Origin of the sequence: Mycolicibacterium moriokaense, from assembly GCF_010726085.1 — a bacterium.
Lineage (GTDB): Bacteria > Actinomycetota > Actinomycetes > Mycobacteriales > Mycobacteriaceae > Mycobacterium > Mycobacterium moriokaense.
Genome location: NZ_AP022560.1, coordinates 3,525,962 through 3,537,415, shown reverse-complemented (window position 1 = coordinate 3,537,415; position 11,454 = coordinate 3,525,962). Strand labels below are relative to the sequence as shown.

General features: G+C 64.1%; 12 protein-coding genes. 7 read left to right on the top strand and 5 right to left on the bottom strand.

Going from position 1 to position 11,454, the window contains the following annotated elements; translation table 11 throughout:
- The first annotated feature begins 1 nt into the window (after nt 1).
- A complete protein-coding gene (locus G6N43_RS17265) occupies nt 2-1,339 on the top strand; it encodes a trimethylamine monooxygenase (protein WP_083151425.1) in 1,338 nt (445 codons plus the stop codon).
- Nucleotides 1,340-1,353: 14 nt separating this feature from the next.
- On the opposite strand, the gene G6N43_RS17260 is transcribed toward G6N43_RS17265, so the two are convergent.
- Both G6N43_RS17260 and G6N43_RS17255 read right to left on the bottom strand, forming a co-directional pair.
- The gene (locus tag G6N43_RS17260; protein ID WP_083151426.1) at nt 1,354-2,019 is read right to left on the bottom strand and encodes a hypothetical protein; all 666 of its coding nucleotides are present in this window, start codon (nt 2,017-2,019) and stop codon (nt 1,354-1,356) included.
- Between the two features lie 26 nt (nt 2,020-2,045).
- A complete protein-coding gene (locus G6N43_RS17255; protein WP_179968039.1) occupies nt 2,046-2,831 on the bottom strand; it encodes a crotonase/enoyl-CoA hydratase family protein in 786 nt (261 codons plus the stop codon).
- A 229-nt stretch (nt 2,832-3,060) separates the two neighbouring features.
- Here G6N43_RS17255 and G6N43_RS17250 point away from each other — a divergent pair, with 229 nt between their 5' ends.
- The gene (locus G6N43_RS17250; RefSeq protein WP_083151553.1) at nt 3,061-3,663 is read left to right on the top strand and encodes a TetR/AcrR family transcriptional regulator; all 603 of its coding nucleotides are present in this window, start codon (nt 3,061-3,063) and stop codon (nt 3,661-3,663) included.
- 85 nt (nt 3,664-3,748) lie between these two features.
- On the opposite strand, the gene G6N43_RS17245 is transcribed toward G6N43_RS17250, so the two are convergent.
- Entirely contained in the window at nt 3,749-4,531 is a 783-nt protein-coding gene (locus G6N43_RS17245) for a dienelactone hydrolase family protein (RefSeq protein ID WP_083151555.1), read from the bottom strand.
- A 153-nt stretch (nt 4,532-4,684) separates the two neighbouring features.
- On the opposite strand from G6N43_RS17245, the gene G6N43_RS17240 reads away from it, so the two are divergent.
- Nucleotides 4,685-6,361: a GMC family oxidoreductase gene (locus tag G6N43_RS17240; protein WP_083151429.1), complete on the top strand. Its 1,677-nt coding sequence runs from the start codon at nt 4,685-4,687 to the stop codon at nt 6,359-6,361.
- Between the two features lie 11 nt (nt 6,362-6,372).
- On the opposite strand, the gene G6N43_RS17235 is transcribed toward G6N43_RS17240, so the two are convergent.
- On the bottom strand, nt 6,373-7,269 hold the full coding sequence (locus tag G6N43_RS17235; protein WP_083151558.1) for an SDR family oxidoreductase: 897 nt from the start codon (nt 7,267-7,269) through the stop codon (nt 6,373-6,375).
- A gap of 85 nt (nt 7,270-7,354) precedes the next feature.
- Between G6N43_RS17235 and G6N43_RS17230 the strand changes: the two genes are divergently transcribed.
- The 3 genes from G6N43_RS17230 to G6N43_RS17220 all read left to right on the top strand — a co-directional run bounded on the left by G6N43_RS17230 (nt 7,355) and on the right by G6N43_RS17220 (nt 9,642).
- The gene (locus tag G6N43_RS17230) at nt 7,355-7,915 is read left to right on the top strand and encodes a TetR family transcriptional regulator (protein WP_083151431.1); all 561 of its coding nucleotides are present in this window, start codon (nt 7,355-7,357) and stop codon (nt 7,913-7,915) included.
- A 63-nt stretch (nt 7,916-7,978) separates the two neighbouring features.
- Nucleotides 7,979-8,893 carry an MBL fold metallo-hydrolase gene (locus tag G6N43_RS17225; RefSeq protein ID WP_083151433.1) on the top strand — a complete coding sequence of 305 codons (915 nt, stop codon included), beginning with the start codon at nt 7,979-7,981 and terminating at the stop codon, nt 8,891-8,893.
- Between the two features lie 119 nt (nt 8,894-9,012).
- Complete coding sequence (locus G6N43_RS17220; RefSeq protein WP_083151435.1) at nt 9,013-9,642, top strand: TetR/AcrR family transcriptional regulator; 630 nt, start codon at nt 9,013-9,015, stop codon at nt 9,640-9,642.
- Nucleotides 9,643-9,654: 12 nt separating this feature from the next.
- Here G6N43_RS17220 and G6N43_RS17215 read toward each other — a convergent pair whose 3' ends face one another.
- Nucleotides 9,655-10,395, bottom strand: coding sequence for an SDR family NAD(P)-dependent oxidoreductase (locus G6N43_RS17215; protein WP_083151437.1), 741 nt, complete (start codon nt 10,393-10,395; stop codon nt 9,655-9,657).
- Nucleotides 10,396-10,601: 206 nt separating this feature from the next.
- Between G6N43_RS17215 and G6N43_RS17210 the strand changes: the two genes are divergently transcribed.
- Entirely contained in the window at nt 10,602-11,414 is an 813-nt protein-coding gene (locus G6N43_RS17210; protein WP_083151439.1) for an enoyl-CoA hydratase/isomerase family protein, read from the top strand.
- The last annotated feature ends 40 nt before the right edge of the window (nt 11,415-11,454 follow it).

Below are 11,454 nucleotides of genomic sequence, written 5' to 3'. Positions count from 1 at the left end.
CATGACACGAACCGCCATCATCGGTGCCGGCCCCTGCGGGCTGGCGCTCCTCGACGCCTTCGAAAAGGCCCGTGCCGACGGGGCCGACATCGGTGAGGTCGTGTGCTTCGAGAAGCAGAGCGACTGGGGTGGACTGTGGAACTACACCTGGCGGACGGGACTGGACGAACACGGTGATCCCGTGCACGGCAGCATGTACCGCTACCTGTGGTCCAACGGACCCAAGGAGTGCCTGGAGTTCGCCGACTACACCTTCGACGAGCACTTCGGGACCGCGATCCCGTCGTTCCCGCCACGAGAGGTGCTCTACGACTACATCGTCGGCCGAGCCAAGAAGATCAATGTCCGAGAAGCCATCCAATTCGACACCGCCGTGCGCGGAGTCAGCTTCGACTCCGATACCCAGACCTTCTCCGTCACCACTGAATCTTTCCCGGACCGCAAACTGACCACCGAGTCCTTCGACTACGTCGTGGTCGCCACGGGCCACTTCTCGGTGCCCAACGTGCCGGAGTACCCGGGTTTCGAGTCATTCCCGGGACGCATCCTGCACTCGCACGACTTCCGCGACGCCGCCGAATTCACCGGCAAGGATGTGCTGATCCTGGGCAGCAGCTACTCGGCCGAGGACATCGCGCTGCAGACGTTCAAGTACGGCGCCAAGTCGGTGACCATCTCATACCGCAACGCGCCCATGGGATTCGGCTGGCCTGAGGGGATCACCGAGGTGCCCGCGCTGCAGGGCGTCGACGGGCGCACCGCGACGTTCGCGGACGGCACCACCCGCGACGTCGACGCGGTGATCCTGTGCACGGGCTATCTGCACCACTTTCCGTTCCTCGACACTGAACTGCGCCTGACGACCGCCAACACGCTGTATCCGGGTGGGCTCTACAAGGGAGTGGTGTGGGCGGCCAATCCCAAGCTGCTGTATCTCGGTATGCAGGACCAGCACTACACGTTCAACATGTTCGACGCGCAGGCGTTCTATGCGCGCGACGTCATTCTGGGGCGGACACAGCTGCCCGACCCCGAGATCATGGCCGCAGACATCGACCACTGGCTGACCAAGCTCGACGGCGTGTCCGGCTGCATGGAACAGATCGACTTCCAGACCGATTACGTGCGTGACCTATTGGCGTTGTCGGACTACGCCGACTTTGACCTGGAGTTGGTCCGGCAGCACTTCATCACATGGGAGCACGACAAGGACGAGAGCATCCTCGGCTACCGCAACAAGTCGTTCTCGTCGCCCTGCACCGGCACGGTCGGACCGGCGCCGCACACACCGTGGTGGGATGAGATGGACGACAGCCTGTCGAAGTTCCTGCAGAGGTGAGCGGCCCCCAGGACCTACGGTGTTACCTTCTGCATCGGGCTACCACAACAAATCTCGGCATGTCCGCACTGTTCCCCGCATGAACACGTCACCTCGTAGACCAGAGACGTATCGCAGTGCGTGCATTGGTAGCGGTCTCCAGCGTGGCGCTGATCGTCGGCCGCTGCTTCTGGCAACCACGCGATCCTTTGTGTGGGCAACGCTATCGGCATGACCAGTAGCGGCTGCGCGCCGCGAAACGGTCTGATGTACGGCATCCCCGTCGTCGTGTCGTGTCCGATGCCCTTGGTCAGGTCACCGGCGCTGGCGGGAAACACCATCATCAGGTGTGGCCCTGCGCGGAACCAGTCCTTGCCTTCAGGCGGAACAGTCGCCTCGGGATGATCGAAGTCGGCTCCGGCCTCACCCAGCAGCATGTAGGAGATTCCGATTCGGTCGATGTCCGGCGTTTTGCCTGCGAACCAATCACTGAACCACTGCATTGTGGTCGGGTCGCCACACATCGGTGCCGGCCAGGGGGCGCCGGGAAGAGTTGGCATGCATGTCCACTCCGAGCTGCCTTCACGCAGGACAGTCATGTCGTAGTCGACCACGGTCGCCGACGCGGCAATGTGTGGAGGCGCCGCACGCAGCGCATCGGCGATCTTTTCCTCGACAGTGACTGGGGTCTTGTACGGCATAGTGGCTTCCGTTCGGCTCGGCGACTTCAGCGACCGACGAACTGCGCCGGCTGACGGGTGAGGAAGGATTCCAGGCCGACGCGCGCGTCCTCGGTACCGAAGAGCTTGACGACGGTTGGGACGAGTTCGGCTGCGGCTGCCGCTTCACCTTCCCGCTGGGCCAGCCGGGCGCTATAAAGAGTGGCCTGGACTCCTAGCGGTGCTTGCGCGGCGATCACCTGCGCGAGCTGAACCGCGCGTGCGACGTGTGCGCCGTCGGCCACGACCTCCTGGACGATGCCGATACGATGTGCTTCCGCGCTGTCGAACTCCTCCGCAGTCAGCATCCAGCGCATCGCGTTCCCCCACCCGGCAGCGCGCGGGAAGCGCAGCGTCGCACCGCCGAACGGGTATATGCCCCTGGCAATCTCGAGCTGCGCGAACGTCGCGCTTTCTGCCGCCACAACGATGTCGGAAGCCAGCAGCAACTCGATCCCCAGCGTGAGGCACTTGCCGTGCACGGCGGCGACGAGCGGTTTCGTCAACCGCCGACCGTCCACCAGCCAGGGGTTGATCCCCCCTTCGGGGACCTGCAGTGAGCCATCCTGCAGGCTGGGGACGACATCGGGCAGGTCGAGTCCGGAGGTGAACCCCTTCCCCTCGCCGTAGAGCACCCCGGCGCGCAGACCGTCGTCACTGTCGAGCTTGCCGAGAGCGTCGGCGAGCTCGCTGATCATCGCCCTGTTGAATGCGTTTCGCTTGTCGGGCCTGTTGAGACCGATGACGAAGACAGCGCCGTCACGCTTCACGGTCAGGGTTTCGTAACTGTCAATGCTCATGCGACGTACCTACTTTCGGATGGTCCCTGCGACCGAGAAGACGTTTCATGACTCTCTTCAGCAGTTCCCCGATCTGGCGGGTGGAAATTCGAGGCGGTTTGGTCAACAAATGCTAGACTAAATCGTCTAGACTGAATCGTCAACAATCGAATCCAGGGAATGCTCCCGAGGGCGGTCGCCCTACACTCGGGAACGGGCATGGGAACCCATGAAAGGCGGGAAGATGGCGATTTCGCAGAAGACTGCTCTCCCCCATAAGGAGGCTCTCCTGCGTAGCGGAACGAAGCTGTTCTACGACTACGGCTTCCACGGCACGACAGTCGATGCGGTACTCGCCGACGCCGGTGTGCCGAAAGGCTCGTTCTATCACCACTTCGGCTCCAAAGACGCGTTCGGCCAAGCCGTAGTCGACCGCTACATGGAGTTCCAACGCAATCTGTTCCACAAGTGGTCGTCGAAGAAGGACCTCTCGACGTCCGACAAGCTGGTCGGCTATGCCAAAGAGATGTCGCAGATGTGCGTCAAGTCCGGGTTTCAACGCGGGTGCTTGGTAGGCAAGTTCTCAACGGAGGTCGCCGCTACGTCCGACGTGTTCCGCCAGCAGCTGAGCAGTCATATCGAAGCGTGGACTACGGACCTCACGACGCTGCTCGCGACCGGCCAGGAGCAGGACGACGTCCGGACCGACCGCTCGGCACGGGAGATCGCCGAGGCGGTGCTGTCGCTCATTCAGGGAACATTCGTGTTGGCGCTATCCACTCGCAACAAGCACACTATCGCGTCGCTTGTGACAACTCTGCGACTGCTCGTCGAACGACCCGCTTAACCGGGACTCGCCGTCCTATAGTCATTGCACGGCTGCAGGTTTCGGATATATGCAGGAATCGAATTTGGCGATCCGTGGTGCGTTGTCACAGCTTTTCGTCGCCGTCGGATCGGCGCAGAGTGTCGTCGAGCAGATCTAGCACCGCCCGCCACGCCCGTCGCGCGTGGGCAGCGTGGTGACCTACTCCGGGGACTGTGGCCGCTGGGCGGTCCGGGGTGCCACCATCGGACAGTGCATCGGCCGATGACATCGGAGCGGCCCAGAAGGCGTGTTGAGCGCCACCGTAGATGTTGACGCGCCAGTCCCGTCCAGCCCCCTGCAATACGGATGCGAACGCCATGAGCTGCTCAGGGGTACACAAGGGGTCCTCGGAACCCGTGCACAACAGAAAGGCGGCGCCGACGTCGGTCCAGTCCTCGGCGCGAGAAGCCGGCAAGGCCGGGTGCACGACCGCGACCGCCGCGAACGGCGTTCCCATTCGGGCAAGTTCGAGAACGATGCGGCCACCGGCGCCGTATCCGATCGCCGCGAGACGCCCCGTGTCGACGCCCGGAACGGCTAGAAGAGCGTCGAGCCCCGCACGCCCTATCGCGCGCATACGCTCGGGGTCGGCCAGTAGCGGCATGACCCGGTCCAGCATTGCCTGCGGCTGGCCAAAATACGTTTTGCCCGCGTGGTAGTCCAACGCGAACGCGACGTATCCCCGCTCGGCGAGGATGTCGGCACGGCTGCGTTGATAATGCTCCAGACCGACTCCATCGTGGCCGATCAGCACAGCCGGCCACGGGCCCTCGCCGTCGGGATGAGCCAGGTGGGCGATCATTGTCAGTCCGTCGACGTGGTAACTGACTTCCCGTACCACGACCATGTACTGACGGTATCGCGCGACCACCGACTTCCTTGTCGGCTTCGCGCTCGGCGAATCGCACTCTCACACCTAGTCCCCAACGTGAGCACCGCGGAATGCGCTTGCAGGACGCGGCCATCACGCACACTAGGACACGTGCCAGATAGGAACCCCGTGGCCGAATTCGACTACATCATCGTGGGCGCAGGCAGCGCGGGTTGCCTCCTCGCCAATAGGCTCAGCGCCAACCCTGACCACCGTGTGCTCTTGATCGAGGCCGGCGGCAAGGACAACTGGTTCTGGATCAAGATCCCGGTGGGCTATCTGTTCACCATTGCCAACCCCCGCACCGACTGGTGCTTCAACACCGAGCCCGACCCGGGCCTGGCCGGCCGCAGCATCATCTACGCGCGCGGCCGCGTCGTCGGCGGCTGCTCATCGATCAACGCAATGATCCACATGCGCGGGCAGGCAAGCGATTACGAACTCTGGGCGAAAGCCACCGGTGACGAGCGGTGGCTCTGGGGTGGCCCGCATCGTCCCGGCGAGACGCTGGCGATATACAAGGGGTTGGAGAACTACTTCGGCGGAGCCGACGACTGGCACGGCGAAGATGGTGAGATCCGCGTCGAGCGGCCGCGGGTCCGCTGGAAGATTCTGGACGCCTGGCAGGCCGCCGCTGCCGAGTTCGGCATCACGCCGATCGATGAGTTCAACCGCGGCGACAACTCCGGCAGCGCGTACTTCCATGTCAATCAACGGCGCGGCCGGCGCTGGTCGATGGCCGACGCGTTCCTCCACCCCGTCTCCCACCGGCCCAATCTCACCGTCTACACCCAGACGCAGGCGCTAAAACTGCTGATGGATGACGAGGTCCGCGACGATCAGCGTCGCGGTGCCTGGACCACGGCGCAGCATCACGTCACCGGCGTGCGTCTGCTCAAAGACGGCCAGATCGTCGACGTTCGAGCCCGCCGCGAGGTGATCCTGAGCGCTGGAGCCATCGGCTCGCCGCAGCTCATGCAGGTCTCGGGCCTGGGCCCGGCCGAGCTACTCAACCAGCATCAGGTACCGGTGGCCGTCGACCTGCCTGGAGTGGGTGAAAACCTCCAAGACCATCTGCAGCTGCGAATGGTCTACCGCATCCGGGGCGCGCGAACCGTCAACACGCTGTACCGGAACTGGATCACCCGCGCAGGCATGGGAATTCAGTACCTGCTGCTGCGATCAGGACCGATGACCATGCCGCCGTCCACGCTGGGCGCCTTCGCCAAGAGCGACCCCGCGCTCGCCAGCCCCGATTTGGAGTGGCATGTGCAGCCGTTGTCTCTGCCGAAGTTCGGCGAACCACTGCATCCCTTCGGCGCCATCACTCCCTCGGTCTGCAATCTGCGACCCAGCTCGCGCGGCCATGTGCGAATCGCCGATGCGGATCCGCTGTCCAAGCCAAAGATCTTCTGCAACTACCTGTCCACTGAGGACGACTGCGAAATCGCCGTGCGAGGTCTCCGGATGACCCGGCAGATCATGGCAGCGCCGACCCTGACCCGCTACTCCCCGGAGGAGTTTCTGCCCGGCCCCCAACTTGAGAGCGACGAGGATCTGCTGCAGGCGGCCCGTGAACTGGGCACCACCATCTTCCACCCGGTAGGCACCTGTGCGATGGGAGCTTTCGACTCACACGGCTCGCCCCGGTCGCCAACCACGGTGCTCGACACCGACTTCCGCGTGTTTCGTGTCGCCGGCCTTCGAGTGGTTGACGCGTCGGCGATGCCCACCATCACTTCTGGGAACACCAATGCGCCGGTGATGCTGATCGCAGAGCGCGCCGCGCGGGCGATCCTAAAATGAGTGCTCGCTTGTCAGGCGAAGTAGTGTCCGGCATTCAGGTCTTCGAGCAGCGTCGCTTGCTCGGGGGTCCAGCCAAGCACTTTTCGAGTGATCGCACTGGATGTGGGATTATCCAGCGACGCAACCCATCCGATGAAGCCAAGCTGTTCCGTCGCTTCGTCCAGCGAGACGCTAACGGCCGGTACGTTCAGTTGCTTGCCGATGGCTTCGGCGATGTCCCGGAACGGAATCCCTTCCTCGGCGGCACCGTGGAAACGGGACCCGGCAGGTGCGGCCTCCAACGCCAATCGGTACAACCGTGCGGCATCGACGTTGTGCACCGCGGGCCAGCGGTTGGCGCCATCGCCAACGTAGACGGACTGCCCGGTCTTTCGCGCATTCTCGATGATCGTCGGGATGAACCCGCGACGGTCGGTGGACCCGTGGACCGTGGGCGCCAACCGGATGATCGAGGCACGCACGCCCTGGTCCGCCAGCGCAAGGGCGGCGTTCTCCGACGGTACGCGGGGACCCTCCGACGGCGGCATGGTTTCCTCGGTCGCTAACGCGCTCGACGAACCGGTGGCAAGCACAGCGGTGCCGGATGTGTTGACGAACGGCTTACCCGAGCCGGTCAACCCTGTCCCGATGGCTCGCACAGCCCGAAGATCGGCTTCGGCGGCGCCCACGTAGTCGCCGAAATCGTGCTTGAAGGCTAGGTGGATGACCCCGTCGGACTCCCCCGCCGACTTCGTCAGCACGTCGAGATCGTCAAGGGTGCCCCGCACCACCTGCGCTCCGGCCCGCTCCACCGCGTCGGCCCCTTCGTCTGAGCGGGCCAAACCCGAGACCTGATGACCGTTGTCGAGCAAATCGCGCACGACCAATGAACCGATATGGCCCGACGCGCCGGTGACGAAAACATGCATCTGCATATCCTTCCCCTGGGATGACAGTGACTGTCATCAGATTTACACCTGATGTCAGCGACTGTCATCCCCGTACTATTCCCTCATGGGTCGATGGGAGCCGGACGCGAAGGGCCGCCTCGAGCGCGCGGCGCTCGAGCTCTACGCCGAACGCGGGTTCGACGAGACCACGGTTGCCGAGATCGCCGAGCGGGCGGGCGTCACCGAGCGCACGTTCTTCCGGCATTTCTCCGACAAGCGCGAGGTGCTGTTTCGCGGCAACGAGCTGGCCGAACGCGTCGCCGACGCGCTTCGGGAAGCGCGCGGCAACCTGTCCCCTCTCGATGCCGTCGTCGCCGCGTTCGAATCGACCGCCGAGTTCTTCGACGGCAGGCGAGCGCATTCGAGAACACGCCAAGGCGTCATCGACGCCCATCCAGCGCTGCGAGAACGAGAACTGATCAAGCTCGCGACTATGGCCGAGGCGGTCGGCCAGGCGCTTCGCGATCGTGGAGTCTCGGAACCCGCGGCCGGCTTGGCGGCTGAGGCAGGAACTGCCGTATTCAAGGTCGCGTTCGAGCGCTGGCTCGACGATCCGACGGACCGCAGCATCGCGGTGCACCTCCAAGAGGCGTTGGCGGAGCTCAAATCGGTGACAAGGGGCTGACTGCCGCGGACTGGCGAAGCCCCAACCGGATTCGGGTCTGCGCACAGGCCGTAGGGTTCGACTATGGCCGACCGCACGCAATTGGGTGCTGCGACCGTCACGCGGGTGGTCGAATGGCGGCTCGACCTGCCGCTCACGATGTTTCCCGAGACGCCGCCCACCGTATGGCACGAACTGGCACCCGAACTGAGCCCCACGTTCTGGGACTCCGACAACTGGCACGCCGTCGTACAGACGTGGGTGATCGAGGTGGATGGGCTCACGGTGGTGGTCGACACCGGCGTCGGTAACGGCCGCGACCGCCCGGCAATGCCGTTCCTGGCCAATCTCGACACCGACTTCCTGGACTCCCTTCACGCCGCGGGCGTTTCACCCGACTCGGTGGACGTCGTGGTCAACACCCACATCCACACCGACCACGTCGGCTGGAACACAAGGCGCGACAACGATGAATGGGTTCCGACGTTTCCCAATGCGCGCTACCTCGTGCCGGAAGCCGACTACCGCTACTACCACCCCGACAACGCCGACGCGCGGGGCCCCGGTCGGTCCGAGGAACATCAGGCGCGACTGGACGCGAGCCGAATCCTGTTCGCCGACAGCGTTCTTCCCGTTGATGCAACGGGCCAGATCGAGCTCTGGTCGGGCGACTATCGGGTCAGCGACTCGTTGAGATTGCGGCCCGCTCCCGGCCACACCCCTGGCTCGTCTGTGCTCTGGCTGGACGCGGGCAGTCCCGCGGTGTTCGTCGGTGACCTCACCCACAGCCCCATGCAGTTGCACAGACCATCGGATTCCTGCGTACTCGATGAGGACTTCGTCGAGGCGGCGGTGACCCGTCGGCGGGTGCTCGCCGAGGCGTCCATGCGACGCGCCACCGTCATCCCTGCGCACTATCCAGGGCGTGGCGGGGCCACCGTAGTGGCGCGCGGCGACGCATTCATGATCGACGACTGGCTCGAAATAGACGCCCTATAGCTCGGACCGATGACACCAGTGGCTTCGGGGCAAAGCCAGACTCTGCGGTCGAAGAACAGTACGATGGGTCGAGTTCTGCGACAGTTGATGCCGGAGCCGAGCGGTTAGGGAAGGTACTCATGACTGAGCCTTCGAAGGCGACACGGCGTCCGTCGAGTCGCGTCGAACGGCGGCGTGATCGACGCAAAGCTGAGATCGTCGCGACCGCTACCCAACTGTTGTCATCTCGCGGATACCAGGGGATGAACCTCGAGGACGTCGCCGAACACACGGACATCGCCAAAGCCACTCTCTATCACTACTTTTCGAGCAAGGACGAGCTGGTCAAAGCGGTGCTGGAAGAGTTGACCACCGATGTCAACACTCGGTTGCAGACGGCATTGGATGAGGCTGGCGACCGCAGCCACCTCGAGCAGCTGCAGACACTCATTCGCGAGCAGATCCGCATCCTGACCGAGACCGCACCGGAGGTCGGCGCGGTTTTCGCGTGGCCCAAGTCATGGCCGGATGCCTTCGAGCCGATCATCAAGGACAGTCGCCGCCGCCACGACGCACTGTTCCGCAAGGTGGTGCTCGCGGGCATCGCAGCGGGCGAATTCGACTGTCCCAACGCCGATGTCGCCGTGCAATGTCTCCACGGAGTCCTCAACCATTCGTCGCTGTGGATCAGGAGAGACATGCCCGCCAGGAAGAAGGCGCAACTGCGTGAGGCCGTGGTGGCGACAGCTTCGCGAATGTTCGGAAAGTAAGCGCCTGCCGGTCTACCCCGCCATGGTCAAACCGCCGCTGACACTGAGCACCTGGCCGGTCACGTAATTGGCTCTGTCCGAGGCAAAGAACAGCACTGAGTCGGCGATCTCTTCGGGAGTCGCCAACCGGCGGAACGGAATCGCCCGGATGAGGCCATCTTTGACTTTGTCAGGTAGCAAGGCGAACAGCGGCGTATCGGTGGGGCCGGGGCACACACAGTTGACGTTGATCTGATACCTGGCCATCTCGCGTGCGAGCGACTTGGTGAAGGCGATCACCCCGCCCTTGGTGCCGGCGTACACCGTCTCCCCCAGACTCCCTACCCGTCCGGCGTCACTGGCGATGTTGACGATCTTGAGGGGCGCACCCTCGGGAACGACGACGTCCAGCACAGCGCGTGTGAGCCGAACCGGACCTAGGAAATTCACCGCGACCAGTGCTTGCCACAAGTCGTCGTCGTTACTCATGAACGGCTCGACCCGATCGAATCCCGCGGCATTGACCAATACGTGTGGCAGGCCGAGGTCTTTGACGATTGCATCGGTAGCTACGGAAATCGCCGACGCGTCGGCGAGGTCGACCCCATAGGCACGGGCGCTCTCGCCGATCGCCGCTACCGTCGCGGCAAGCCCGGCGGCATCACGGTCCAACGCCGCGACGACGGCGCCGGCATCGGCCATACGGACGGCGATCGCGCGACCGATGCCTGAGGCGGCTCCCGTCACGATCGCCGTTTTGTTCGCGAACTGCATGGTCCTCCCGTGTGTCGGCAGCGCCCGTGGGTGCCCGGCCTGAAGTGCGGTCCCCTGAAGGTACTCCGGCGAGCGGCCAGTTTGTTCAACCCTAGGGTCGAACTTTAGGACTGGTGGTCGAGTTACGGTGGATATGGTTGTCTAGCTACAGGCTGGCGACGGGTTCTCGCCGCGGCAGCGTCGATGACGGAGCGAGCGGAGCACGCATGAACTTTGACGACTACAAGCAATTGACCCTGTCCCGCCGCGACAACGGCGTTCTGCTGATCACCATCGACCGGCCGGAGAAGTACAACGCCGCCGACGAACAGATGCATACTGAGCTCGCCAGGATCTGGGTCGACGTGGCCACCGACCCGCAGACCCGCGTCGCCGTGATCACCGGCGCCGGCAAGGCCTTCTCGGCCGGTGGCGACCTGGCCATGGTTGAACGCATGGCCGGCGACTATGAGCGGGTTTCGCACATGCTCGACGAGATGAGTGCGCTCGTCTACAACATCATCAACTGCGACAAGCCGATCGTGTCGGCCATCAACGGAGTCGCCGTCGGAGCCGGAACCGTCGCCGCCCTCCTGGCCGATGTCGCCATTGCCGCCGAAGATGCCCGCATCGGGGACGGACACGTGAAACTCGGCGTGGCCGCAGGTGACCACGCGGCGATCATCTGGCCTCTTCTGATCGGCATGGCCAAGGCCCGCTACTACCTGCTCACCGGTGAGATGGTCACCGGCGCCGAAGCAGAGCGCATCGGGCTGGTCGCCAAAGCCCTTCCCCGCGAGGAGGTTCTGGACGAAGCACTGCGTATCGCCGACGCGCTCGCGACGGGATCTCAGCAGGCGATCCGTCTCACCAAACGGACCCTGAACAACTGGCTGCGCACCGCGGGGCCGACCTTCGACCAGTCCGCGGCATACGAGATGTTGACCTTCCTCGGCCCCGATGTCGTCGAGGGCTATACCGCTCTCCGCGAGAAGCGCCCACCACGGTTCCCCTCAGCCCTGGCGAAGCCCGAAGGCTAGTGTTTCTTCGAATCGCAGTGGGATTAATCAGCTATATCGG